General features: G+C 68.1%; 26 protein-coding genes. 12 read left to right on the top strand and 14 right to left on the bottom strand.

Annotated features, from left to right (window positions below):
• Window positions 1–103 precede the first annotated feature (103 nt).
• Window positions 104–874, bottom strand: a complete 771-nt coding sequence (locus ACT3TZ_RS13780) for a hypothetical protein (protein ID WP_444584003.1) — start codon at window positions 872–874, stop codon at window positions 104–106.
• A 240-nt stretch (window positions 875–1,114) separates the two neighbouring features.
• On the opposite strand from ACT3TZ_RS13780, the gene ACT3TZ_RS13785 reads away from it, so the two are divergent.
• From ACT3TZ_RS13785 to ACT3TZ_RS13820, 8 genes are read left to right on the top strand one after another with little or no spacing between them, the layout of a single operon-like run.
• Window positions 1,115–1,396 carry a hypothetical protein gene (locus tag ACT3TZ_RS13785; protein ID WP_444584004.1) on the top strand — a complete coding sequence of 94 codons (282 nt, stop codon included), beginning with the start codon at window positions 1,115–1,117 and terminating at the stop codon, window positions 1,394–1,396.
• Complete coding sequence (locus tag ACT3TZ_RS13790) at window positions 1,390–2,370, top strand: conjugal transfer protein (RefSeq protein ID WP_444584005.1); 981 nt, start codon at window positions 1,390–1,392, stop codon at window positions 2,368–2,370. The genes ACT3TZ_RS13785 and ACT3TZ_RS13790 overlap by 7 nt, the downstream gene beginning before the upstream one ends.
• Window positions 2,367–2,744 carry a hypothetical protein gene (locus ACT3TZ_RS13795; RefSeq protein ID WP_444584006.1) on the top strand — a complete coding sequence of 126 codons (378 nt, stop codon included), beginning with the start codon at window positions 2,367–2,369 and terminating at the stop codon, window positions 2,742–2,744. The genes ACT3TZ_RS13790 and ACT3TZ_RS13795 overlap by 4 nt, the downstream gene beginning before the upstream one ends.
• Before the next feature lie 4 nt (window positions 2,745–2,748).
• Window positions 2,749–3,336 carry a hypothetical protein gene (locus ACT3TZ_RS13800; RefSeq protein WP_444584007.1) on the top strand — a complete coding sequence of 196 codons (588 nt, stop codon included), beginning with the start codon at window positions 2,749–2,751 and terminating at the stop codon, window positions 3,334–3,336.
• A gap of 5 nt (window positions 3,337–3,341) precedes the next feature.
• The gene (locus ACT3TZ_RS13805) at window positions 3,342–5,840 is read left to right on the top strand and encodes an ATP-binding protein (protein WP_444584008.1); all 2,499 of its coding nucleotides are present in this window, start codon (window positions 3,342–3,344) and stop codon (window positions 5,838–5,840) included.
• Window positions 5,833–7,938 (top strand): hypothetical protein, encoded by a 2,106-nt coding sequence (locus ACT3TZ_RS13810; protein ID WP_444584009.1) that lies wholly within the window; start codon window positions 5,833–5,835, stop codon window positions 7,936–7,938. The genes ACT3TZ_RS13805 and ACT3TZ_RS13810 overlap by 8 nt, the downstream gene beginning before the upstream one ends.
• Before the next feature lie 26 nt (window positions 7,939–7,964).
• A complete protein-coding gene (locus ACT3TZ_RS13815; protein ID WP_444584010.1) occupies window positions 7,965–9,284 on the top strand; it encodes a hypothetical protein in 1,320 nt (439 codons plus the stop codon).
• Window positions 9,285–9,304: 20 nt separating this feature from the next.
• A complete protein-coding gene (locus ACT3TZ_RS13820; RefSeq protein WP_444584011.1) occupies window positions 9,305–10,165 on the top strand; it encodes a hypothetical protein in 861 nt (286 codons plus the stop codon).
• Window positions 10,166–10,245: 80 nt separating this feature from the next.
• On the opposite strand, the gene ACT3TZ_RS13825 is transcribed toward ACT3TZ_RS13820, so the two are convergent.
• Window positions 10,246–11,037 carry a hypothetical protein gene (locus ACT3TZ_RS13825; RefSeq protein WP_444584012.1) on the bottom strand — a complete coding sequence of 264 codons (792 nt, stop codon included), beginning with the start codon at window positions 11,035–11,037 and terminating at the stop codon, window positions 10,246–10,248.
• 549 nt (window positions 11,038–11,586) lie between these two features.
• Here ACT3TZ_RS13825 and ACT3TZ_RS13830 point away from each other — a divergent pair.
• The 4 genes from ACT3TZ_RS13830 to ACT3TZ_RS13845 all read left to right on the top strand — a co-directional run bounded on the left by ACT3TZ_RS13830 (window position 11,587) and on the right by ACT3TZ_RS13845 (window position 15,593).
• A complete protein-coding gene (locus tag ACT3TZ_RS13830; protein WP_444584013.1) occupies window positions 11,587–13,674 on the top strand; it encodes an FtsK/SpoIIIE domain-containing protein in 2,088 nt (695 codons plus the stop codon).
• Between the two features lie 331 nt (window positions 13,675–14,005).
• Window positions 14,006–14,620, top strand: a complete 615-nt coding sequence (locus ACT3TZ_RS13835) for an exonuclease domain-containing protein (RefSeq protein WP_444584014.1) — start codon at window positions 14,006–14,008, stop codon at window positions 14,618–14,620.
• On the top strand, window positions 14,617–15,324 hold the full coding sequence (locus tag ACT3TZ_RS13840; RefSeq protein WP_444584015.1) for an HNH endonuclease family protein: 708 nt from the start codon (window positions 14,617–14,619) through the stop codon (window positions 15,322–15,324). The genes ACT3TZ_RS13835 and ACT3TZ_RS13840 overlap by 4 nt, the downstream gene beginning before the upstream one ends.
• Window positions 15,325–15,344: 20 nt before the next feature.
• Entirely contained in the window at window positions 15,345–15,593 is a 249-nt protein-coding gene (locus ACT3TZ_RS13845; RefSeq protein ID WP_444584016.1) for a hypothetical protein, read from the top strand.
• Here ACT3TZ_RS13845 and ACT3TZ_RS13850 read toward each other — a convergent pair.
• From ACT3TZ_RS13850 to ACT3TZ_RS13905, 12 genes are all read right to left on the bottom strand, one after another.
• Window positions 15,584–16,423: a helix-turn-helix transcriptional regulator gene (locus ACT3TZ_RS13850; RefSeq protein ID WP_444584017.1), complete on the bottom strand. Its 840-nt coding sequence runs from the start codon at window positions 16,421–16,423 to the stop codon at window positions 15,584–15,586. The two genes, ACT3TZ_RS13845 and ACT3TZ_RS13850, sit on opposite strands and share 10 nt — an antisense overlap.
• Window positions 16,424–16,517: 94 nt before the next feature.
• The gene (locus ACT3TZ_RS13855; protein WP_444584018.1) at window positions 16,518–16,766 is read right to left on the bottom strand and encodes a glutaredoxin family protein; all 249 of its coding nucleotides are present in this window, start codon (window positions 16,764–16,766) and stop codon (window positions 16,518–16,520) included.
• Between the two features lie 200 nt (window positions 16,767–16,966).
• Window positions 16,967–17,875 (bottom strand): hypothetical protein, encoded by a 909-nt coding sequence (locus ACT3TZ_RS13860; RefSeq protein WP_444584019.1) that lies wholly within the window; start codon window positions 17,873–17,875, stop codon window positions 16,967–16,969.
• 264 nt (window positions 17,876–18,139) lie between these two features.
• Window positions 18,140–18,523, bottom strand: a complete 384-nt coding sequence (locus ACT3TZ_RS13865) for a hypothetical protein (protein ID WP_444584020.1) — start codon at window positions 18,521–18,523, stop codon at window positions 18,140–18,142.
• Window positions 18,524–18,664: 141 nt separating this feature from the next.
• Window positions 18,665–18,919 carry a hypothetical protein gene (locus ACT3TZ_RS13870; protein WP_444584021.1) on the bottom strand — a complete coding sequence of 85 codons (255 nt, stop codon included), beginning with the start codon at window positions 18,917–18,919 and terminating at the stop codon, window positions 18,665–18,667.
• Window positions 18,916–19,302 carry a hypothetical protein gene (locus ACT3TZ_RS13875; protein ID WP_444584022.1) on the bottom strand — a complete coding sequence of 129 codons (387 nt, stop codon included), beginning with the start codon at window positions 19,300–19,302 and terminating at the stop codon, window positions 18,916–18,918. The genes ACT3TZ_RS13870 and ACT3TZ_RS13875 overlap by 4 nt, the downstream gene beginning before the upstream one ends.
• 141 nt (window positions 19,303–19,443) lie before the next feature.
• Complete coding sequence (locus tag ACT3TZ_RS13880; RefSeq protein WP_444584023.1) at window positions 19,444–19,911, bottom strand: hypothetical protein; 468 nt, start codon at window positions 19,909–19,911, stop codon at window positions 19,444–19,446.
• Window positions 19,912–19,913: 2 nt separating this feature from the next.
• On the bottom strand, window positions 19,914–20,165 hold the full coding sequence (locus ACT3TZ_RS13885; RefSeq protein ID WP_444584024.1) for a hypothetical protein: 252 nt from the start codon (window positions 20,163–20,165) through the stop codon (window positions 19,914–19,916).
• Window positions 20,166–20,167: 2 nt separating this feature from the next.
• The gene (locus tag ACT3TZ_RS13890) at window positions 20,168–20,554 is read right to left on the bottom strand and encodes a hypothetical protein (protein WP_444584025.1); all 387 of its coding nucleotides are present in this window, start codon (window positions 20,552–20,554) and stop codon (window positions 20,168–20,170) included.
• Window positions 20,555–20,614: 60 nt separating this feature from the next.
• The gene (locus ACT3TZ_RS13895) at window positions 20,615–20,905 is read right to left on the bottom strand and encodes a hypothetical protein (RefSeq protein WP_444584026.1); all 291 of its coding nucleotides are present in this window, start codon (window positions 20,903–20,905) and stop codon (window positions 20,615–20,617) included.
• A 141-nt stretch (window positions 20,906–21,046) separates the two neighbouring features.
• Window positions 21,047–22,012, bottom strand: coding sequence for a DUF3560 domain-containing protein (locus ACT3TZ_RS13900; protein ID WP_444584027.1), 966 nt, complete (start codon window positions 22,010–22,012; stop codon window positions 21,047–21,049).
• Window positions 22,009–22,506 (bottom strand): hypothetical protein, encoded by a 498-nt coding sequence (locus ACT3TZ_RS13905; protein ID WP_444584028.1) that lies wholly within the window; start codon window positions 22,504–22,506, stop codon window positions 22,009–22,011. Before ACT3TZ_RS13905 ends, ACT3TZ_RS13900 begins: the two co-directional genes overlap by 4 nt.
• Window positions 22,507–22,755: the final 249 nt, after the last annotated feature.

The following is a 22,755-nucleotide window of genomic DNA, read 5'->3' on the forward strand; positions in this document are numbered from 1 at the left end:
CAGGCGCACGGCGTGCTGTGCGGCTGCGGGGCCTGTCGGGCGCTGCACCGGGCGTGCTGGCCGCCGCGGCACGCGGGGCAGATCGAGGAGGGGGACTCCGCCGTCACGCGTGGCGGGCGAGGCCGGCGAGGAGCTGCCGGTCGTCGGACTCGGAGACCGCGCGGGCGATGCGCTGTGCGAGCCGGGAGGCGCGCTTGCGGATCGTGGCGGGGGCCAGATCGTCGAGGCCGAGGCCGGCCAGGTCGACGCCGGTGTCGGGGGAGTAGATCGCCAGCAGGAACCGGGCCTCGTCGAGGGTGATGACGTCTCGGTCGCGGGCCCACGCCAGGCTCTCCAGGAGGTCGATCTGGCTCTCGTGGGCCGTCGTGGGCTTGGGGGTGGGGGCGTCGAGGCCGACGAGCGCGAGGGTCTCGTCGGCCTCGGGGCGCTGGGCCATCCAGTCGGCGTCCATCGCATCGAGCTGGGTGCGGACCTGACCCAGGAGGCGGGCGGCGACCTTGGTGGTCTTGCGGCGGATCCAGGGGTTCTCGAGGGCGTCGAGGAAGACGTCGACGACGACGCAGAAGGCGTCGGCGCGGTTGCCCTTGGTGAACCACGTGAAGAGGTGGTGGTTCCAGGCCAGGGAGGCCAGGCCTGGGCGCATCGCGTAGAGGAGGAGCTGCCGGGCCTGGCTGTCGGTGTCGGCTCGGGAGATCAGCGTGTGCAGCGCGTGATCGGTGGTGTCGTAGTCGCCGCGCTGCTCGAGGACTGCGAAGAGTTCACGGACGGTGGTGGCGGCGCCGATGGGGGCGCTGAGTGCCTGGTCTCGGATCGCCTCGAGCTCGTCGCTCAGGTGCGTGGTGATCTCTTCGATCGACGGCTTGGTGATCTCCATGGGGTGGCTCCTCGTCGTGGGTGTCGAACGTGGTGGCTTCACGCTCGTGAGGAGGCCTTGCCCTGAACCTTGCCCGGTGGGTCAAAAAGACATGCGGCTTTCTTGCCCCACCTGTTTGTGCTGGTCACAGGGCCGCGAGAGGGCCAATCGGTGAGGGGCGAAAAGTGATTCCGGATCGGTGGTCACAACGGGGTGCCGCAACTGCGGTAACGGGATGACACCGATCCGGAGGAGATCCCGATGACCATCTCGCTCGAACTCGACGCCTCGTACGCGGCGCTCTGCGCTGCCGGGGCCGTGTGCCGCCGAGAGCGCCGGCTGCGGTTCGCTCTGGCGCGGATGCTCTCTCGTCCTCGTGATGAGGAGTCCTGGGAGCTGGTGCGTGAGTGCACCGGCGCCGGGGAGGAGGCGGCGCTGCGCGCGGATCTCGAGCTGCTCGAGACGGTGTCCCACAGCGGGAGTGCGGGGACGGGCTTGGGTGGCTCCCCCCGCACTCCTCTCACCGAGGAGGAGACGTGCTGACGCTCAAGCGCAAGAAGACCGAGACGGCCCCCGAGGACGCGTGGATCCAGGACGAGGTCTCGCCCAACGAGGTGGAGGACCAGGCGGCGGCTACGACCGCGGATACCGGTCACGCATGGACCAACGGTGAGCGGTTCAAGACCCTCGCGGCGACGGGTCTGCTGCTGGCGTCTTGCGCCGCTGGGCCGCTGGCGCTGGGGCTGCACGTCCTCGGCGGCACCCCGGAGACCCAGACCGCCGCGGTCGAGGTGCAGGACCCGGCCCAGTCCCAGCGGGTCTCGGAGTTCGGCACCGCCTTCGTCACCCAGTACCTCACCGCGGCGCGTGGGCAGGAGGACCAGATCACCGGGATGCTCGCCCGTGGCGCCGCCCGCAACTTCACCCTGCCCGAGACCGCCCCGCAGATCGGCGCGGCCGCCCCGGGAGAGGCCGTCCAGACCGGCGCGAGCACGTGGGTCGTGACGGTCGGCGTCGACCAGCCCAACGGGCCCGACGGGGCCACGGTGCGCCGCTACTGGCAGGTCCCGGTCGTGACCGACACGTCCGGTGCGATCGCGGCCGGGAGCACGCCCTCGCTGATCTCGACACCCACGGCGGGAGATCTCGAGGTGGATCTCGGCGACAACGTCAGCGACAAGAACGTCGAGGACACCGTGTCGGCATTCATCCAGGCATACCTGGTGGGACAGGGAGAAGTGGCCCCACTGCTGGCCCCTGGAACATCGGTGACCGCAGTGACGCCGACTGCGTTCACCGAGGTTTCGGTTTCTTCCATCACCACAACGCAGGAGATCCCGAAGAGTCCGTCTGAGGGGGATCTCGTGCGGATCCAAGTGTCCGTTTCTGCGACCGCAGTAGACGGCAGCAACACGCAGCTCGGGTATTCGCTCGATCTGCGATACAGAGATCGCTGGGAAGTCGCGGCGATCAATCCCACCACCGCAAGCCCCACCCCGACAGGAGAAAACTCATGAGCGACACCCTCATTCTCGCCGCGAACTTCATCCAGGCCGACGGTGCACTCCATGCCGAGAGCATCTTCGATCAGATCAACGGCCTCGCAAACGATTCCGGTGAGACCGCAAAGACGATCTTCGGAGCCGGATTCATCGTCGGCGCCGTCATCACATGGATCAAGAACAAGTTCTCGGTCCAGAGCGCCATCGTCGGACTTCTGCTGGTCGGCGTCGGCCTGGCGATCCTCTCGCAGCTGGACGTCGTCAAGAAGACGTTCGAGGACACGATCGCGGCGCCGACGACGGTCAATGAGGCGCCCGCATTCCAGGCGCAGGACGATCTCGATGGCCCGGTCGTGATCACGATCGACGACCTGCCCGGGGCTGCGTGATCGTATGAACGAGGAAGCATCGGTCGTCCGGTTCTACACCCTGGCCAGGAAGATCCCTTTCCTGCTGGGGAAGCTCGGGGATTGGGTGCTGCCTGGCGGCCCGTACACCCTCACGCAGGGCGTCGCTTTCGTGGGCGTCGCGCTCATCGGACAGCGCACGATGCCGATGTGGGGCTCGGGGATGCCGACGATCATCGCGTGGATCCCGGTCCTGATCATCGCCGCGGTCGCCGCGGTCGTGGCCGGCCGGATCCCGCTCAAGGGCCGCAACCCGCTCACGCTCGTGATGGGCATCTTGGGCTACGTCGATGCCCCGGAGTGGGGCAGGCAGGGGCGCGGACGGGTCGACCTCAAGAAGACCCGCTCGGTGAAGCGGCGCTGTTCGACGCCGACATCCGCTCTCCCGGAGCCGTCCACGCTCGCGGCCTCAGCCGCGGTCGCCGAGGACGACGACCTGGTCGAGCTCCTGGCTGAACCGGAGCTCGACCAGGTCACCCCCATCGATCCGGAGCCGATCTCCGGGTCAAAGCCTTCACCCCACCAGCTCACCGAGGTGCAGCAGATCCTCGCTGCATCGGCACAACGGAGGTAGCCGTCATGCTCCATCCCGCTTCGATCCGCGCCGGGCACCTGATGTGGACCCGTCAGGGCACCTGCTGGGCCATGTGGCAGCTCGAGGGCATGTCCTACGGCATGCGCCCCACCAAGGAGAAGGCCGCCGCCCGGTCGGCGCACCAGGCGATGTTCCGCGTGCTGACGGGGGAGTCGATGCTCCTGAGCGTCGTCGTCGCCCAAGATCCCGTGAGCATCGTGCAGAAGATGATCGAGGACGTCGACCTCGACGAGCGCGAGGCCTGGGCTGAGGAAGCCGAGGCCCGGCTCGATGATCTCGAGGGGACCCAGGCGGGGGACCGGCTGTACTTCCTGTGCGTGCCGCTGCCCAACTCCGGGATCCGCAAGCTGACGGTGGCGGCATCGGCGGCCACCCAGAACGTCAAGGCCCGCATGGGGCTCCCGCACCACGGGGTGTCGCAGGCCGAGCTCGACTACCGCATGGGCCAGGCGCAGCGGATCGAGGACATGATCCCGCGGACCTTCGCGGCCCAGCGGGCGAGCGTGGCCCAGCAGGTGTGGCTGGACTACCACCTCCAGTACCGCGGCCTCGATGCCACCGCGTACTCGCGTGAGGACATGGAGACGATCCTCCCGGTACGGCACATCGGGGAGCCGGTGATCGACGAGGGCGGCAAGAGCGACGAGCAGACCAAGGCGGCCAAGCTCAACCCGTTCACCCACCGGTACCTCAAGGTCGGTGACGAGGAGGCGTTCTCCCAGGGCCTCGCCAGCTACCAGAGCATGTTCGCGGTGACCGGGCTGCCGGCGGGGGGCCTGATCTGGCCCGGGTCCGAGCTCCTGGGCGACATCGATTCCTACGTGCCCGGCGCGGACTGGGTGATCAGGCTCCGCACCCGGTCCTCCGATGCCGCCAAGCGCGCGAACCGCGTCGCGATGGCCCGGATCAACGACCAGCTGGACCAGCGGGAGAACGAGGTCGGGACTGGACAGCACGACCTCGACGCCGCCGTGGAAGCCCTGACTGCCCTGGACTCCACGCTCGCCAAGGACCCCAACGAGGTCGAGATCCAGCCGGTGATCCTGATCGCGGTGTGCTCGGACAGCGCCGAGGACGTCAGCCTGCGCGCCCGTGAGGCCGTGAAGATCTTCCAGGACCAGGACTTCTCGGTTCGCCACCCCGCGGGGTACCAGGAGGACCTCTGGTGGGCGTTCATGCCCGGGGCCGCCCTGACCGGCAAGGTCAACGAGTTCGCGCAGATCACCACCTCGCGAGACCTCTCGGGGCTCGTGCCGATCACCGTCGCCAAGCTCGGTGACGAGACCGGCGCGCTGCTGGCCGAGAACCAGACCTCCGGGCTGCTGTCGATGGTCCACCTCGACCTGCCGGGCATGATCCGTCGCCGCGACATGAGCGCCTGCATCGGAGTGACCGGTGAGCTCGGTTCCGGGAAGTCGACGACCCTCAAGATCCTCATGAAGGCGATCGTCGACTGCTGGGGCGGCCAGATCATCGCGACGGACCGCTCGGAGACCGGGGAGTGGGTCTCCTACGCCGAGACCCTCACCCGGCCCACCGTCGTCGACCTCATCGAGCCATCCTTCTCGATGGATCCGCTGCGGATGTTCGACCCGGACCGTGCCTCCACGATCACCTCGAACTTCCTGGTCACCCTGCTGAACGTCGACCCCACCGACGACGAGGGTGTGCTGCTGGGCAACGTGCTGACCAGCGACTACATCGAGGACCACGGCATCACCGGCCTCGGTGCCCTGCTGAGCCATCTCCAGCAGCTCGGGGACGAGGATCCGACGGCGCGGAAGATCGCCGGCCAGATGAACGTCTACGCCAGCAAGCCGTTCGCCCGGGCCCTGTTCGACGACACCCTGGCCCCGTTGCGCTGGCGTGAGTCCTCGGCGATCGTCATCCGCACCAACCGCATCGAGGTCCCCCGGACCAAGGAGCTCGACAACGCCAACATCTACCGCACCATGCGCCTGGAGAAGCGGTTCGGGCGCGCCGCCTACACCCTGATCAGCACCCTCGCCCGTGTGATCTGCTTCGACGACCCGACCCGGTTCGCGGCGTACTTCGAGGACGAGGCTCACAACGTCACCAGCAACGACTTGCAGGTCGGTGAGCTGACGACGTTCATCCGCGACGGACGCAAGCACTACGCCTCCCTCGTCCTGGGCAGCCACGACCCCGAGTCCGACTTCGGCGACGAGACCATGCGCGGGCTGATCCCCATCCGCATCGTCCATCGCCAGCAGGACGAGAACCTCGCCAAGCGCTCCCTGCGCTGGCTGGGCATGGACGCCGAGAACGACGAGCTCGTGACCGAGCTGCGCACGGACGTCTCGCCCCAGGTCGGCAACCAGATCCCGATCGGGCGTCGCGGCGAGGCGTTCATGCGGGACGCCACCGGCACCATCGGCCGGATCCGCACCCTCCTGCCGGCAGCCGCCGCGTCCCGCCAGGCCGCCAGCACCACACCCAAGGCGGTCACCTCCCATGACTGACGTCCTGCCCCGCCTGCCGCGGGTGTTCTTCCCACGGCACCTGCCGAACCTCCTGATCGCGATCCGCGCGCGCCCGCGCCTGGTGATGTGGATCCAGGCCGCGCTCATCGCGTATGCCGTGATGGTGGCCGCGGCGCCGCCTGCCCTGGCCGCACCGCCCAACCCTCTGGCCGCGCTCGACCGCACCGACTCCTACGGCTTCGCGATCAGCAACTACAACATCGAGTACCTGATCGACCTGCTGTCCACGGAAGCCGCTGGCCAGGGCATGACCGCGTGGTTCGTGAAGATCCTGTGGGACGGCTACCGGTACGGAGTCGGCGCCGCGGCGCTGATCATCGATCTCGCGCTGGGCTTCGGATGGCTGGACTATCTGTCCTACCCCGTCGAGCAGACCGCCGAGGTGCTCGACAAGCTGCTCGACCAGCTCCCAGGGGTCCGCGAGCTCCTGATCACTCTGGCGATCGGGTGGGGCCTGTTCCGGTTCTGGATGGGCCAGGCTGCACGTGGCCTCATGGACATGCTCGGCAGCATGACCGCCTGGGGTGTCAGCGCTGCGGTCGTCACCAACCCCGTTGCGTGGATCACCGGCCCCAACGGCATCTTGACGAGGACCAAGGACGCGGGCCAGCAGTTCAGCGCCCAGCTGGTCAACCCCACAGCCGGCGCCGGGGCGGTGGACTCCTCGCAGTCCGCCGGCACCTTGGCCGAGCAGATCGCGACGATCTTCGTCCGCAAGCCTCACCAGTTCGTCGCCTACGGCGGACTGGCCGACGGCGGAGGCTGCGAGCAGACCTACAACGAGAACCTGACCAAGAGCGGCAAGGATCTGGCGAACGCGATGCTCTCGTGCTCACCGGACTTCGGCGAGACGATCAAGAACCCGTCGACCGTGACGCTCCTGACCGCGATCATCGTGCTCGTCGGAGCGCTCGTCCTGATCGGTGTCGCGGTGCTCTGCTCGGCGATCATCCTGTACGAGGTCGTCAACATCCTCATCGCGGCGCTCCAGCTGGTCTGGGAGCTGTTCCGGGCCATCGGCCCGGGCGGCTCCTACCTCGGACTCATGGGACAGGCGTTCAACATCGCCGAGTCCATCTTGGCGATGCTCTTCGTGATCATGGTCAACGCCCTCTACCTCGGGGTCGTGATGTACGTCTTCACCAAGTGGGACGACGAGATGATCACGATGTTCCTGATCGTCGACGTGATCCTGGTGGTGATCATCGCGGTCATCTTGAAGCAGCGCGCCAAGCTCCGGAAGCACTTCGAGCGGATGAAGGAACGCTCCCGCGCCAAGGGCAACAACACGCCCGCCCCGCAGAGGCTCATCCCTCGAGGGATGGGGCGTGGGGGCTTCGCGGCCGGTGCCGCGACGGCCGCGGGAAGCAAGGTCGCCAGCACCGCTGGGCGGGCCGGTCAGAGGATGGCACGGGGCGCTGCCGGTGCCGGCCTCGCCGCAGGGAAGAAGACCGCCAGCGTGGCAACCGCCCCGGCGCGTGCAGCATCACGAGCAGTCTCGCGCCCGGGATTCCTCGCGGCACGCCTGTCCAGCGGACTGCTCCACAAGGCCGGGGTGCGCCACCCGGCTGCTCATGCGGCCACGCGGAAGACGGCCCACGCCATGGGGGAGCGCCGCTGGACGAAGAAGGAGGCGGCTCGAGAGCGCAAGCGTGAGCAGCGCGCCGAGAAGCGAGCCCAGGCGCAGTTCTGGACGTGGGGCGGGGCGAAGCGCGACGCCACCGCTCGCGCCGCTGAGCAGGCAGCTCTCCGCCCGGGGGCCAAGCCCGAAAGACGAGGTCTTCGCCGTCCCCACGCGCCCCAGAGGCCGGGTGCGACAGCTCCGGAGCCGCGGACGTCGCGGCGTCGGGCCCCTGCGACACCGCCGACCCCTCCGACGGGGAAGTCGGGGCCTGCACCCAAGGGCCGCAGCAGGACCGGGAACCATCCCGAGCCTGCCGCTCAGCCCCGCGTGACCGTGCCGGGCCGTGAGAAGTCGGCCGCCTCGGCCAAGGAGCGCCTGCACAAGAAGATGCGCACCCAGTCAGGCCAGGGACGCCCCTCCCGCACCCTCCGCAACCGTCGCCGCCCCGCCTGATACCCGCACACGAGAAGGAGTCCGTGATGACCACGATGAAGAAGTGGGTCGCTGCCGGGGTGGCCGTGGTCCTGCTGCTGGGTGTCGCGGTCGCCGTGGGCGTGACCGCGGTGTTCTTCCAGTTCTTCGGAGCGGCGAACAGCTCCAGTGGTGCCAACGCGGCGTGCACCGACAACAGCGCGCCGGCGCTGACCGTGGACGTGTCCCAGCTGCCGACGGACCCCAACTACACCCCGGCGCAGCTCGGCGCCGCGGCGCAGATCATGAAGGTCGGGGCCGATCTCGGCCTGCCGGAGCGAGCACAGCTGATCGCCCTCATGACGGCGATGCAGGAGTCCACCCTCGGGGCCGGCGCCGGTGTCATGCAGCCCAACCGCGACGGCGACGCCGGGTACTTCCAGCAGCGCGTCCTGCGCGGCTGGTACGGCACCCTCGAGCAGGTCCAGGATCCCGCGTACGGGGCCAAGGTGTTCTACCAGGGCACCGACGTCACCGAGAGCGTGGGCGGCGCCGCGGGCCCCAAGGGCTACCACATCCCCGGTCTCGTCGACATCAAGGGCTGGGAGCACATGGCGCTGACCGAGGCCGCGTCGGAGGTGCAGAAGCCCGCCAAGAAGTACCGCACCTACTACGCCAAGCACGAGGCCGAGGCGCGCCGGATCATGGCGCTCCTGGCGGGGGTTCCGGTCTCCGACGCGACGGGGAGCCTGACTGACTCGTCGCTGGGGTGCAGCGCCGGCACCGCCAACGTCGCGGTGGGAGATCTCCCCACGCAGGCGCAGCTGTCCCAGGACTCCGCGAACGTCCCGTGCCCCGAGGGCACGACGGATCTCGGGGGCGCGTCTGGTGGGTTCGAGGGCAAGCGGGTCCCGATCCGCCTGTGCTCGGTCGCCGGCACCGTCTGCACCGGGAGTGACTGCCGGAAGGGCACCCTCGGTGGGAAGGCCCGCGGCGAGGTCATCGTCAACTCTCTCGTGGCCCCGCACTTCATGAAGTGGCTCAACGCGGTGCGCGCCGACGGGTTCAGCCCCTCGTTCAGCTCGTCGTTCCGCAGCTGGGAGACCCAGAGCTCGTTCTCCGGAGGGAACGTCGCCCGGCCGGGATGGTCCAACCACCAGATGGGTGCAGCCGTCGACATCTCGGGACTGCCCGGCTCGTACAACCGTCACAACTGCGCGGGCTTCGCCGACGACGGCTCGTGCAAGGCCGGAGGTGCGGCGTGGGCGTCGTACCACCAGCGGGGTGTCGAGACCGGCGGGCTGTTCCACAACGAGGAGTTCTGGCACCTCGAGTGGATCATCACCGATGCCTCGACCCGCAACGTCCCGTTCATCCAGAAGGCCTGACAGGCGAGGAGACAGCAGTCATGCGGATCAGCTGGGGGAAGACCATAGTCGTGGCGATCATCGCCGCGATCGCGGTCGTCGTGTTCGTGATCAAGCCCGGGCAGGACGACCAGGCCGCGGCACCCGCGACGTCGACCGCACCGGCTAGCTCACAGCCGAGCGCCGTAGTGAGCTCGTCGACGAGCGCGGCCCCTGCCGAGGCTCTGCCGAGCGAGGTGCAGGCGTTTGCGGACGCGTACGCCTCCAGCGAGGGCGACGATGCTCAGTGGCTCGAGCAGCTCCGTCCCTACGTCACGCCCGCGCTGTTCGCGTCGCTGAGCTCGAGCAGTCGCGACCTCGGCCGCGGCGCTGGCACCCAGATCCTCGACGCCGACGATGGCCGTGTCGCCGTCGGCTCGTCAGCGGGGGCCTCGTACACCCTGGCCTATGAGCAGGTCGACGTCGACGAGGACGAGGACGCCGCGACGGGCGGGCAGACCGTCGTCACGGGTATTGACTTCACGGACCCGCCCGCTGGGACGGCACTGCCGATGGACACCACCGGTGGTGAGCAGTTCCGTGGCCCTGTGCAAGACGCCCTCCGAGTTGTCGTGGCGCAGCCCGGGGGATGGACCGACGCCGATCGGGAAGCCGCGATCCGGCAGACCTTCACCGCCCCTGAGGCAGTCCTCACGATCCCGCGCACGGCTCCGCAGGACATCCCGATCAAGATCGGCAACGCCCACGAGCTCACCCCCGCCAACGAGGACGGTCAGCTCGTCGTGTACGCGACCGTTCCCTACGCCGTCGACGGCACAACCGATGCCAGCTGGATCACCGTCACGGTGGTCATGGCTCGTGCCAAAGACGGAACTTGGGCAACTCTAGACGCTCACCTCTAGAACGTTAGGGCACTCGTCACGCACGTAATCACCTCACAAACAATCCCAACATCGGTGTGAGTCCGACGGATGGTTGCGACTCAGTCTTTCTCGCCCTTCGAGGGTACTTCGAGTCCGAGCATGCGAAGGGCTTCACCGCGAGCGAACTTGTCAACTTCCTCGTGCAGAGCACGAACGAATCCCGACCACCACAGAACTTCGTTCTTGAGCAGGGCGTCAGTGGTGGTGGCGGTATGCACTGCTTCTCCGCGAATCCTCACCAATAGGTCGATACCGTGCTTCACGGCGACCTCGTTTTGCTTTGTCAGGTGGATCTTCGCAGGAAGTGTGCCAGTTTTTCCGAGCGCAGTGCCTTTGCCGCAGGGTAGATATTCCGGAAGCGCATCAATAATACCGGCTAGTGAGAACAGTTCTGTCACATTCTTGAAGCTGGCAGTATTCATGCCATAACGCCCGCCGTCTTCACCCTTTGCCGCAATCACAACCTCCCTGATCCATAGTTCTCGCCAGCCGGGGTGCACGGCAAGCTCATACGCGCTTTTTTCGGCAAGAAGCGTTTTCGCCTCTTCTGGGATAAGTTCCGCGGTAATGAGTGGCGATACTAGTTTAGTCAGTTCGACTACGACATCCTCGACGTAAGACTCCCAAACCGCGTACGCAAAAGTTACGGCAGAAAGATACAAAGACCCCTCGGCCTTCGTTGGCTTGCCGCGCCCATCCTTTCCAAATGACATCAAGTGTTTTGGGATCTGTAGCGCTTCTTCGGCGCGCAAGGCTGCTTGCGTCCAATCGTCTAGCTGTGTGCGCGCGGCGGCGAGGGCGGCTGTGCGATCTGAGCTGCTGGGTCCTGGCGTGGAGCTCATGATGTTCATCCGATGAGGATCCGTTCGTGTGTGCCGCTGCCGTTTCTGATGCGCTACGGGAGGAGGGAACTGGGTGGGGCAAGAGTAAGCCAGTGGCAGGTGGGTGACTTCTGTCCGATGGGGGCGACGCGCGGGGGTGGACCCGCTGCGCCTGCGCGTGTCCTCCGTTGGTCAGAGGCAACCTCTCGCTCGCGCTCAGTCGACCTCGTGCCTGTGCGCCCCTACGGCAGGGGGAGGCGGGCCAACTTGCCCGGGGTGTCTGGAGTGAGGGAGCGATGGTAGGTCAGCGAATCCTGAACCTCTCCGAGAACCCGGTTTCGCTGATCCTAGCATGCGCGACCAAACGAAGGTGCGAACCTACGAACCTACGAGGGTCGGGATCCCGGGGGTACGAGGTTCGGGAACCCGAGATCACGAGGGTGCGAAGGTACGGCGTTCCGGGGGTACGGGCTTACGGATCTACGAGGGTGCGGCTGTGCTTGCCCCGCTGGTGCCGGTCACACCGACCCCCTCTGGTGGCGGTAGGAGGGTGACCCAGATCTGGACTTGGAGGCCCGCATGTCGAACTCGCCCGCGATCGCCCGGAAGCCCTCGGCGGCGCCGTTGAAGCTGCCGCTGCCCGCGCTCGGTGCCGGCGGCGCTCTCGTGGGGGGTGGGCTGCTGATGATGAACGATGTCCCTCTCACCGCCGCAGCTGCGTGCGTCGTTCCTCCGCTGGCGGTTGCTGGACTCTCGCGGTGGCGTTCCGCAAAGCGCCGTCGCGTCTCGGACAATGTCACCGAGGCGCTGACTGTTCTGACGGGACCGGGCACCGTGGTGAAGTGCTCACGCTGGGCCAAGCGGGAGTACCTGCACCCGCGACCGGAGCGTGTGGAGATCAGGTATCCCGCGTCGTTTCGTGATTGGGATCCTAAGTATGTCGGTCAGCTGTTGGCGACTGTGTCCTCTCGGATTGGCGTGGAATATCGGGTGGATCGCCACCCGAGCGCGTTGAAGCGAATCCACTTGGTGCGGGATGTTGATGTGGAGAAGGTCCGAGACGACTCTCCTCGGGGTCTCCTCGCGCAGAAGGCTGATGTCGTCGTTGCTGAGCTTCTCGGCAAGGAGTCGAAGGCGCAGTATTCCTGGGCGGGTGAGGACGAGCTCGCTGGTATCGATGTGACGTTCCCGAATGAGATCGCGGTGAAGCTCGTCAGTCGAATGAAGCGCCAGAGCGTGGAACGAGTGATCACGGGGACCCTCCCGGGGCGGTGGCGCTCTTCGTGGGATGTCGAGAACGCGAGGGCATCATTCCGGCTGCGGACGGAGTTCCCTGACGCGGTCCCGCACCCTCCGCTGAGAGTCACGGATGAGAATCGGTATCTGATCCCGAGCGCCGTCACAGAAGACGGTGACGTGGTGTCCTGGGATCTGCGGTCGACGGTTCCTCACGGTCTGACCACGGGCCGGACCGGTACAGGAAAGACCGTCGTTCTGCTGGGAACGTGCGCCGAATGGGCTGGCCGTGATTGGGCCGTGTGGGTCGCTGACCCCAAGCGCGTCGAGTTCCTCGGAATCCGGAAGTGGCCGAACGTGCAGATCGTCGCGACCACGGTCGAGCAGCAGATGGCGCTGATCTGGGATGCGTTCGAGCTCATGGAGCGCCGGTATCGGATGATCGAGGAGGAGGGCGCAGACGAGGACGACTTCGAGCCGATCCTGGTGATGGCCGACGAGTACACCGAGTTCCGCAGCGCGGTGAACGCCTGGTGGTCCGAGAACAAGCACAAGGGCGCCCCGGCCAAGTGCCCGGTGTTCAACGCCGTCGGGTCTCTCGCCCGCCTGGCTCGCAAGGCCCGCATCCACCTGAGGTTCGGCATGCAGCGCCCGGACGCCGAGCTACTGTCCGGCGAGGTCCGCGACAACCTCGGCGACCGCCACTCCCTGGGCCGCCTGTCCCCGCAGGGAGCGCAGATGGTGTGGGAGGCCGCCTACATCGGCACGAGCGTCCCCAGGAAGATCCCCGGACGCGGCACCGCATCGGGACCCGACGGCCAGCCGGTCGAGGCCCAGGCCTACTGGACCCCCGACCCGCGCAAGGTCTCCCGCACTCGCAAGGCCGACGACATCGCGATCCTCGAGGGGCTCTACCCGGCGACGACGACGCACCGCCGGTTCGTCTACGAGATCGAGGACAGCGACTCTCCGACGTGGCTGGATGCCGACGACAAGTCCTCGCTCTACACCCCGTGGGCCGCGATCACCCAGGCTCGACGCGTCCCGACGCCCGACGCCGAGCAGCACCTCACCCTTGAGGAGCTACTGGACGAGCTCAGCAGCGCGCGCGATCGCGCCCAGGGCGGGGCTGGCGACGACGAGCACGAGGACCGCGAAGAGCGGCCGCTGCGGATCGTCCGCGATGAACCCGACGAGGATGAGCTGGCCGACGACTACGGGCTGGTGCAGTCCGTGTGCGCGGACCGCCTGCGCCCCGGAGATCTGGTCAACGTCGACGACGACTGGGTCGTCGTCGAGGAGGCCGTCCCCGACGTCGAGGAGGACGGGATGATCTCGATCGCCTGGCGCTCCGACGATGATGACGCCGGCGAGCTCGCGGTGCAGCTCGACGAGATGCTCGAGGTGCGGCGTATGACGGAGGAGGAGTGATCACGAACGATCGCCCAGGGCCCAGCACTCGATCCATCCCGCAACTCCAGGAGAGGCCATGGACTTCAACGGTCTGCCGCTCATGCTCACAATCGTGGCTGCGACTGGCACTTTTCTGCTCGCCGGCGCCGCTTTCCGCTACGCCGCTCGCCACAACCACAGACGACGCATGCGGGGAGGTGCCCTCGGTACATGGTCCGTCATGGCGTTGGCCACGGCAGCCGGCGTCAGCTGGCAGGGCCCTCGCCCTGGGGCCGCTACTGGACACCCTTCCGCTCGTCGGGATCGCCCTGCTCGGCGTCCTGGCCCAGCTCAGCACGAGGAGCCCACGATGACCGACACCGCCTGGTCTGAGAACCCCGAAGGCAGCCACCTCGAGCTGGGGATGCCGCTCGTGTTCGTCGACACCGAGACGACCATGCTCGAGCCCACGCCCAAGCCGTGGGAGCTGGCGCTGATCAGGCGCTCCCCGGACGGCGCCGAGGAGCGCCTGCACATCATGGTCCGAGATCCCGACCTGTCCGATGCCTCCCCGGAGGCGCTGCGGGTCGGCCGGTTCTACGAGCGACACCCCCACCACGGCGCCGCGGCCGACCAGGGCGCTGCTCTCATGACGGCCGCTGACGCGGCTGGCGCGGTCGAGCTGTTCACCCGCGGGACCCAGCTGGTCGGCTCCAACCCGGACTTCGATGCGCGGGCGATGGAGTGGCTGTTGCGCAGTCATGGCCTGCGACCCCGGTGGCGGCACCAGAGCATCAACCTGGTGACGTGGACCTACCCGGTGCTCCTGGGCCGCGGCGAGAAGGTCGTGGTCCCGACGTCGTCCTACGAGCTGTCGAGTCTGGTCGGGGCATGGCCCCCGACCCCAGAGGAAGCCCACACCGCGCTGGGTGATGCGCTCTGGGTCGTCCGCTGGTGGGACCAGCTGACGAGGTTCCCCCGATGAGCCGGGCAACGGCTCGCGGCCTGGGCGCCCTCGCCGCCGCGATCCTGGCTGTCGCCGCGTACGTGGGCACCGGTGGCCTGAGCAACTGGCCGCAGGCATCGTCGACGGCAGGACCCTCGACGAGCACGGGGGAGCCGGTCGACGCGGCCGAGCTCGCCTCCGCCTCCGGCCAGCTCGAGGCGCTCAACGTCGCAGAGCTCACCCACGATGGCACCTACGAGCGCACGGCTTTCGGGCAGCGCTGGGCAGATGTGGACCGCAACGGCTGCGATCAGAGGAACGATGCCCTGCGGGCCGGAGCCACCGAGGTCACGTTCAAGCCGGGCACGCACGACTGTGTCGTCCTCGAGGCCACGATCGAGGACCCCTACTCCGGGACCACGATCCACTTCGTCAAGGGCGAGAACACCATCGACATCGACCACATCGTGCCGCTGTCGCGGGCGTGGCAGCAGGGGGCCTCGCAGTGGCCCGAGGAGCGCCGTGAGGAGTTCGCCAACACGGCGGAGAACCTTCTGGCCGTCGACGCCTCCGCGAACCGCTCCAAGGGCGACAAGGGCCCTGAGGAGTGGATGCCCGAGGCCGGGCGCTGCGCCTACGTCGTCCGCTGGATCGACGTCAAGACCGAGTTCGACCTGACCGTCTCCACCGAGGAGAGGGCTGCCCTCGAGGGTGAGCTCACGACCTGCGAAGGGAACCTGTGATGGACAAGGACTGGGAGTTCGTGATCCTGGCGATCGCCGGGATCTTCGGGGCGGTGCTCATCCTGCCCACCCTGTTGCCCAAGCTCGGCGCGATCGCGATCGAGCATCTGTTGGCCTGGCACATCGTTGTGCCGGCGTCGGAGGCGCTGCTGCCGATCCCCTCGAGCGGTGCGGGGTTCGATGCCGCGCGGCTGCTGATCGGGCTGGGTGTTCTCGTGGTCGTCGTCAGCGTCGTGCGGGCGCGAGCGCGGAGCCGCGCTCAGGCGTGATTCTCAGCGGGCCGCCGGCTGCTGGCCAAGGGCCGGCTGTTGCGCCACGCATGGATCTCCTCGGGGTCCCAGAGGCGGGCACGCCCGATCTTCCGGACTGACTCCGGGAAGTCCTTGGAGAAGTCCGTGTCGCGGCGCATGTACCGGGTGACGCTGTCGGCTTGGATGCCGAGTTCGGCGGCGACGCCGGCGCGGGTGAGCAGGCCCTCGACCTCGAGGGCGTCCCCGGCTGATGCTGTCGCCGCCACGGTGAGGTGGCGCTGCCGCTTGCTCTGCCAGGCCTGGATCTGGCGGAGGCTGAACAGCGGCCGCGGACCGTCGTGCTTGAACGGCTTGGGGAAGTCTTCGTGGCGGCCGAGGTAGGTCCGCATCGATCCGTAGCTGAGGTGCAGCTCGTCGGCGGCCTCCTGGAGGGAGACCAGGCGGTCGGAGGGATCGACCGGTGCGCCTTCCTCGAAGCGGCGCACCGCGGCCGCGTCGTAGACCAAGGAACGTCGGCAGGTGCCGCAGGACGCGACGGGGGCGGGGAAGTTCGGGTCGTGGCTGTGGCGCCGCAGGGTCTCGGTGGTGCGGCCGACCTCTTGGGCGAGGTGGGATAGCGGCCAGGCCAGGGCTGGCTTGCGGGGGCCACGAGCTGCTCGAGGGCGCTCAGCGGGGGTCGTGTGTTCCCAGATCTGCACGGCATCGGCGTCGTACAGCAGGCCCGTTGAGCAGACGCCGCATCGCAGGGTGGGGCGGGGGAATCCCTGCTGGGTGCTGTGCTTGCGCAGGGTGCGCTCGGTGATGCCGATGCGCTGCGCGATCGTCGCTAGGGGCTGTGCGGTGTTCATGGGGTCTCCTCGTGGGGCACGAGAAAGCCCACCCTCCGGGAGGCATCATCTGTCAGAACGAAACCGTGGAGGGTGGGCCTCTCGAGTGTAGCGGTCAGGATGCTTTGGCCATGCGTGCGGCCAGCTGGTCGATCTTGTCGAAGCGTGCGCCGTACCAGTGGTCGTCGCCGATCTCCCCGACGGGTGCGGAGAGGTACCCGAGGTTCTTGATGTGGGCGAAAGCTGCGGCGTCCTGGGTGACGTCGACGTAGTGGTAGGGGACCCCTTTGCGCTGGCATCGCTTCACGAGCCAAGTGCAGCCGGGGCAGCCGGGCTTGCCGTAGATGGTCAGGGTGTTGTCCATGGGTGGTGCCTCTCGGTCGGGGAGTGGTCACCCTCTTACCGCCGTCCGGGAGTGGTGTTGTGACACTCCGAGGGGGGCGGGCGCGGATCTGTGGTGGGGGCTCGCTTCCGATGAGTCGGGGCCTGCGCCGTAGCGCAGATGATCACCAGCGAATCTACGCGCAAGGTATGTCAGTGTCAACACCGAGGCGGCGTGTTTGGTCAGCTCTCGTCGAGGGCTCTCCGTCGGTCGCGGTTGGCGCCGCGCAGCGCGTAGCCGAGCACGATGATGTCGGTCAGCCATCCGGGGAGGTGCGCCCAGTCGGGCCAGTGCTCCTCGATCGGTTGGGAGATCGCGTCTGGGGCGTCCTCCAGGATCCCGGCTACCTGCTGTTGGGCCATCACGAGGATCAGGAGGGCGAAGCTGGTGTTGATCACTGCGCGGCGGATCGCGTCGGCCGGTTGCCGTGCCTGCACGATCTCGAAGGCAGCCTGGGCGGCGAACTCGCGATACTCCGGGTCGGGCTGGAGGTCGACGTCGCCCCACGGGCTGTAGGCGATGGTGCCCTCGGGGAGGTGCACCGTCGTGTCCAGCTGCTCCGCAGCGTCGCTGATGACTGCGCGGACCGCGAGGTCGAAGTCCTCGTCGAGCGGAGACTCCTCCTCGTCGACGTCGACGAGCTCGGAAGTGGTCAGTTGGAGACCGTGCAGGGACTCCAGCAGCTTCGTCGCCGCGCCGAACTGCATCGTCCGCATCTGCGCCCCGAAGTCCAAGCTCTTGAGGGCATCTGCCAGTGCCGCACTGGGCGAGAACGTGTCGATGGCGCGCATCGACTGAGCGAACTCCTGAGACCAGCCAGCGGCCCCGAAGAACTGGGGATCCACCGTGAGGCCCGAGGTGACCTTCGGCAGCTGGAGCATGCCTTGCGTGATCGAGGTGAGGTCGACGCCGGCGAGGGCGGGTCGCGTGAGCGAGACGAGGTCGAGCCCCTTGAGCGCGTTGCGGAGAAGCGCGGAGGTGTCGAGGGCGGCCGCTGTCTTGCTGAAGGTGCCCAAGGCGCTGTTGATCCCGGTGATGTCGGGATACATCGCTGCGGAGATGGTCGACTTGCCGCGATCGGAGGCGCTCATGGCCCCATGATCCCTGACCGCACCGACAGAACATCGGCATGGGGGGGGTGGGGGGGGGACACTCCCCCATGTCCTTCTACAGGACTCGTGTGCTGTTGTCTGGGGCGACGTCGGTGTCGCTGGCGGGTGGTGAGCGGTTCCTCCTTCCTGGTGTGGCTCCAGCTTACTGTGCGGCCACCTGAGTGTCAACACTAAACCGGAAAGTAGTGCGCGGGGGCGGCTGCCGGGCCCCCGGCATCGCGCGCCGGGGGCCGGTGGGGGGGGTCAGCGGGTGATGGAGCGGAGGTTGCGGATCGCGATGGCGGCGGCGGCGCGGATGTTGCCGCGCTCGGCGGCGGCGCGTCCGGGGTCGAGGCCGATCTCCTCGCCGGTCTCGGGGTCGCGTCCCAGGACCACGAGGTTGCCGACGGTGATCACGCCCGTGTATGCGGAGGCGGCCATGTTGAGCTGGTCGTTGTTGTCGAGGCCCAGGTCGTCCCGGCAGATGTTGAGGTCTTCGCCGCGGCTGTGGCCGATGAAGTGGACGTACTCGACGGGGGCGTGCGGGGTGGTGAGGGCTGTGCAGATCTGATCGACCGGGGCAATGGTCGAGTCCCAGTCGAGGGTGTTGATGTCCCCGTTCGGGGTGATCTGGATGAGGTGGCTCATGGTGTCCTCCGTGGTGTGGTGTTCCGTCCTGACCCCTCTAATGATGCCAGCGACAACACTTGATGTCAACACTAAACCGGAATCTAATCCGGACCGATGGGGGAGGCGCCGGTGCCCGGCACCTCCCCAGTGGGTGGACGGTCAGGGGGTGTAGTGGAGGTCCCCGTCCTCGTCGTTCGGCGCGTGCGCGTCGGTCCATGCCTGGGCCGCGGCGTCCTCGCCGAGGACGGTCAGCAGGCCTGTGATGGCCTCCAGCTCCCAGCACGTGAGCTTCCCAGCGATGTCGCTGGCCAGGGGACTGTTGGCCCACTCGCGGACGAACGCGTGAAGAGCGGCCACGAGGGCCGCGGCCTCGACGTTCGGGATCTCCGAGGCCGAGGCCGCACCCGTGCTCATGCGCAGTCCAGCGAGGGGCGCTGGGGGTAGGAGATCCGGGTGCATCCGGCGTCGTCCATCCCGAAGTCGCCGACGGGGCCCCATGCCGGTGCGATGTATGCCGGGCAGTCGGGATCGAAGGCGAGGAACCCTCCGTAGCAGTAGGTCCCGTCGTCGTCGTACATGCGGAAGCGGGTGCGGTGCCTACCGGGCCTGGTGATGGCCGCGGAGAAGTCGGGGTGTGCGTTGCCCGGGCCCACGAGGCCGACGCGGCTGAGCGCGTTCGCGTCGCCGTGGATCTGGTCCTCGGTGATGATCCAGGCGTACGGCGCAGCGTCCGGGTGAGCGGCGAGCTGCTCGTCGGTGAGGATGAGCTCTCCGAGCTCGGCGGGGCAGGTGCTCATGGTGTCCTCCGTGGTGTTGCGGTTCGTTCTGACTCCTAAAGGATGCCAGCGGGAACAGTTGATGTCAACACCAAACCGGAAAGTTTTTCGGAGGTGGTCCACCGGGGGCGGGGTGTGGTCGTCACCTGCCCCCGGCGGGGGTCACTCGGCGGCCGTGGGGTCCTCGTCGGCCTCGTCGTCGATGTCCCAGGCGGGTTCGGGGAAGTGGTCGGTGTCGATCTCGTCGAAGTCCAGATCGAAGTGGTCGCAGATCTCTGCGGTCTGGTGGGGGGTGGCGTCCGGGAGGTAAGCGGCGAGCATGCCCACGGCTCCCTCGGTGAACGTGTAGTTGTCCTCTCCCTCCCACTCGGCGGTCGCGTGGAGGCGCAGGGTGCTGGTCATCAGCTCGTCGAGGATCCCGCGCAGTCCGGTGGGGTCGGCGAGCAGGGCGGTGACGCCCTGGCGGATCAGGGTGTCCGGTCCGGTGGCGGTGTCGGGGCTCGCGGTGGTCTCGGTGGCGGTCGCCAGGTCGAGGGCCCAGGTGGTGCGGGCTTCGTCGTAGGCGCTCAGCAGGTGCGGGGGGATCTCGCCGTCGGGGAACTCGCGGCGGAAGTCGGCGTAGGTCGTCATGGTCACTGCTCCGTGTGGAGGTCGAGGCGGATGGTGTCGGCGTGGGGGATGACGTGCACGGTGTGGCCCCCGTCGGGGTCCCGGGACACGTGGACGGTGGCGACGGTGGTGCTCTCGTCGTCGTCGAAGTCGACGTTGCCCACGTCCTCGGGTTCGCCGTGGGTGACGGCGGCCTCGACGTCGGCCCGGGTGGTCTGCCAGAGCTTGGGCTCGGCGCGGTCCCCGGTGTCGTAGGGCGTCAGGATCGTGGCCATGCTCAGCGCTCCCAGCGGTCGTGGACGGGGATGGCTCCGTAGATCGGCTCCATGCCGAGCTCGCGGTAGTAGTCGCGAACGCGGGAGTCGGTGGCGGCCGCGTAGTTGCCGCCGAACATGAACCAGATGGGGTCGGCTGCCGGGGTGCCGTCGGGGGTGACGGGCAGGAGGTGGGCGCTGGTCGCCCGGGCGCGCAGGGCGACCGCGGGGGAGTCTTCGGTGGGAAGTCCGACGCGGGCGCACTTGGGGCTGGGGGTGAAGCGGCCGCGCGTGTCGATCGTGCCGATCAGCGTGACCCGGGTGTGGGTCGAGGTGATGCCGTTCAGCGTGGCGTCGCGCCCCGTGGCCGGGCGGTAGACGTCGAGGCCGAGGCCCTTGTGGGTGGTCATGGTGAGTCCTCTCGGAAGCAGGGGGGGGCGGTGGGGCCGGCGCCCCCACCGCGGTTCGTGTCAGCCCTGGGCGTTGGCCTCGTCGATGGCGTCCTCGATGTACTCGCGGAGCAGGATCAGCCGCGCGGGGGGAGGGATGATCCCCAGGGTGAACGCGGTGAGGATCTGCTCGGTGAGCGCGCGCTCCCGGCTGCCTCCGGCGAGCTCGTCCCGGCAGAGGCGGAGGGACTCCAGGGCGTCCGCGCGGTCGTGCTGCGAGATGAAGAAGGCGGCGTCGGCGCGGTAGATCTCGGCCTGCTCGAGGCGGACGGTCAGGCTGGGGAGCCCTGCGGTCTTGGGGGTGGTGTTCATGGTGTCCTCCGTGGTGTTGCGGTTCGTTCTGACTTCTAAAGAATGCCAGCGGGAACAGTTGATGTCAACACCAAACCGGAAAGTTTCTCGGAGGTGGTCCACCGGGGGCGGGGTGTGGTCGTCACCCGCCCCCGGCGGGGGTCACTCGGTGGCCGCGGGGTCCTCGGTGTCCGCGGTGTCGGTGGCGGTCCGCAGGGCGGTCACCTGGTGGTGGGGGGCGCGGATACTGCACCCACTGGAGACCAGCGTCAGGGTCTTGGCGTTGACCCGTTTGATGCGCCACCACGAGCCGCTGACGCGGGCGTAGTCCCCGGCCTTGGCTGTCGAGACGTCCACGACCTCGCCGTCGGCGATCTGCTGGGCGCGGACCTTCTCCCAGTAGGCGAGGTGCTCCTGGAGTGATGCCAGGCGGGCATCGTTCTCGGTGCTGTTGTGGTGCTGGACCTCCGCGATCACGACCGGCTTGGAGTCGGCGTCCGTGGCGAGCGTGTAGGTCCGGCGGTTGCGCTCGAACTGCCGGATCTCGGCGCGGAGCTTGTCGATCCTGTTGGCAGTGGTGGTGGGACTCTCGGGCCGTGTCCCGGCCCGCGCGGTGGCGGCGCGTCCGGCGGCGGCGTTGGCGGCTGCCTCGGCCTCGAACCCGGCCCGCATGTTGGAGTGGATGCGGTCCTGGTCGCGGCGTGCGCGGCGCTCGGAGTGGTGGCCCACCAGGATCGGCTGGCCGAACGGGATGTGCTCGGCGATCTGGTCGGCGGCCGCGTGCCGGGCCTCTGCGGTGGCATGGAGCTTCTCGGCCTTGGCGTCGAGGGCGTCCGCGCGGGCATGGGCCCGGTCGATCCGGTCGGCCTCGACCTGCGCGATCGGGCGGGCGGTGTTGTCGATCTCGACCTCCACCTCGAACCCCGCTTCGCGGAGCCGGTCGGCGGTGGTGTTGATCTGCCAGGTCCGGGCATCGTGGTCCCGCGATCCCCGGATGTACCAGCTCCCCAGGGAGCGGGACCAGCGCCAGCTGGTGGCCTTGAGGATCTCGGCGGATCCGTCCCCACGGCTGGTGCCGTCGATCAGGGTCCCTTCCTCGTGGGAGTGGGTGATGGTCAGGGCGTTCATGCCTGCACCTCCGGGACGGTCGTGGGAGCGGCGAACCGGCGCACGGCCGCGAGGTAGATGTTCGAGTTCGAGGCCATGGCCCCGTCGATCTCGAACGCCCGGTTGCACAGGATGAGGATCGCCGTGTTGCCGTAGGGCGTAGTGAGGGCCGCCCAGGCCGCGAAGAGGATCGACAGCTCATCCCGGACCCTCCAAGAGGCCGGGAGATCGTCCCCGGCCGCGTAGTCCGCGAGGGTCAGGCAGGTCTCGTAGACGTGCAGGCTCCGGGGGGTGTTGGGCGGGGCGTTGAGGTAGCGCGCGAGCTGATCGAAGGAGTCTTCGGCGGCGGGGTCGATCCCTGCGGCCCAGTAGTGGAACCCCATGTAGGCGCCGGTGCTGGTGTGGGCGGTCATCCAGTACGCGTACTTGATGCTGGCCTGGGCGGGTGCCGCGGGCTCCAGGGTGAGGGTGAGCGCTTCGTGCAGTTCCTTGGGGGTGATGACTTCGGTGGACATGAGTCCTCCTCCGGTGGTGTTTCGTTCTGACAGTTACCCAGAGTAGGGGAGTGGCCCGCATGCTGTCAACACTAAACCGGAAACACGAGGGTACGAAACTACGAGGGTACGAGACCACGAACATACGAACACTCGAACGCGAGAGCCGGCGGGAGCCGCACCGCAGGTCAGAGCCTATTTGTGCCAGACGGCCACGCACATGACTTGGACCGATCAGCACCGGCGCGAAGCGCCGGAACCCCGGACGCC

The organism is Brachybacterium sp. AOP25-B2-12 (assembly GCF_052378625.1).
Classification (GTDB): domain Bacteria; phylum Actinomycetota; class Actinomycetes; order Actinomycetales; family Dermabacteraceae; genus Brachybacterium.

Coding starts and splice junctions, on each gene's coding strand:
- ACT3TZ_RS13905 (WP_444584028.1), bottom strand. CDS start 22,506: ATGTCCACCGAAGTCATCACCCCCAAGGAACTGCACGAAGCGCTCACC.
- ACT3TZ_RS13810 (WP_444584009.1), top strand. CDS start 5,833: ATGACTGACGTCCTGCCCCGCCTGCCGCGGGTGTTCTTCCCACGGCAC.
- ACT3TZ_RS13795 (WP_444584006.1), top strand. CDS start 2,367: ATGAGCGACACCCTCATTCTCGCCGCGAACTTCATCCAGGCCGACGGT.
- ACT3TZ_RS13780 (WP_444584003.1), bottom strand. CDS start 874: ATGGAGATCACCAAGCCGTCGATCGAAGAGATCACCACGCACCTGAGC.
- ACT3TZ_RS13785 (WP_444584004.1), top strand. CDS start 1,115: ATGACCATCTCGCTCGAACTCGACGCCTCGTACGCGGCGCTCTGCGCT.
- ACT3TZ_RS13850 (WP_444584017.1), bottom strand. CDS start 16,423: ATGAACACCGCACAGCCCCTAGCGACGATCGCGCAGCGCATCGGCATC.
- ACT3TZ_RS13870 (WP_444584021.1), bottom strand. CDS start 18,919: ATGAGCACGGGTGCGGCCTCGGCCTCGGAGATCCCGAACGTCGAGGCC.
- ACT3TZ_RS13880 (WP_444584023.1), bottom strand. CDS start 19,911: ATGACGACCTACGCCGACTTCCGCCGCGAGTTCCCCGACGGCGAGATC.
- ACT3TZ_RS13805 (WP_444584008.1), top strand. CDS start 3,342: ATGCTCCATCCCGCTTCGATCCGCGCCGGGCACCTGATGTGGACCCGT.
- ACT3TZ_RS13830 (WP_444584013.1), top strand. CDS start 11,587: ATGTCGAACTCGCCCGCGATCGCCCGGAAGCCCTCGGCGGCGCCGTTG.
- ACT3TZ_RS13840 (WP_444584015.1), top strand. CDS start 14,617: ATGAGCCGGGCAACGGCTCGCGGCCTGGGCGCCCTCGCCGCCGCGATC.
- ACT3TZ_RS13900 (WP_444584027.1), bottom strand. CDS start 22,012: ATGAACGCCCTGACCATCACCCACTCCCACGAGGAAGGGACCCTGATC.
- ACT3TZ_RS13855 (WP_444584018.1), bottom strand. CDS start 16,766: ATGGACAACACCCTGACCATCTACGGCAAGCCCGGCTGCCCCGGCTGC.
- ACT3TZ_RS13815 (WP_444584010.1), top strand. CDS start 7,965: ATGACCACGATGAAGAAGTGGGTCGCTGCCGGGGTGGCCGTGGTCCTG.
- ACT3TZ_RS13825 (WP_444584012.1), bottom strand. CDS start 11,037: ATGAACATCATGAGCTCCACGCCAGGACCCAGCAGCTCAGATCGCACA.
- ACT3TZ_RS13820 (WP_444584011.1), top strand. CDS start 9,305: ATGCGGATCAGCTGGGGGAAGACCATAGTCGTGGCGATCATCGCCGCG.
- ACT3TZ_RS13865 (WP_444584020.1), bottom strand. CDS start 18,523: ATGAGCCACCTCATCCAGATCACCCCGAACGGGGACATCAACACCCTC.
- ACT3TZ_RS13895 (WP_444584026.1), bottom strand. CDS start 20,905: ATGAACACCACCCCCAAGACCGCAGGGCTCCCCAGCCTGACCGTCCGC.
- ACT3TZ_RS13875 (WP_444584022.1), bottom strand. CDS start 19,302: ATGAGCACCTGCCCCGCCGAGCTCGGAGAGCTCATCCTCACCGACGAG.
- ACT3TZ_RS13800 (WP_444584007.1), top strand. CDS start 2,749: ATGAACGAGGAAGCATCGGTCGTCCGGTTCTACACCCTGGCCAGGAAG.
- ACT3TZ_RS13835 (WP_444584014.1), top strand. CDS start 14,006: ATGACCGACACCGCCTGGTCTGAGAACCCCGAAGGCAGCCACCTCGAG.
- ACT3TZ_RS13890 (WP_444584025.1), bottom strand. CDS start 20,554: ATGACCACCCACAAGGGCCTCGGCCTCGACGTCTACCGCCCGGCCACG.
- ACT3TZ_RS13885 (WP_444584024.1), bottom strand. CDS start 20,165: ATGGCCACGATCCTGACGCCCTACGACACCGGGGACCGCGCCGAGCCC.
- ACT3TZ_RS13860 (WP_444584019.1), bottom strand. CDS start 17,875: ATGAGCGCCTCCGATCGCGGCAAGTCGACCATCTCCGCAGCGATGTAT.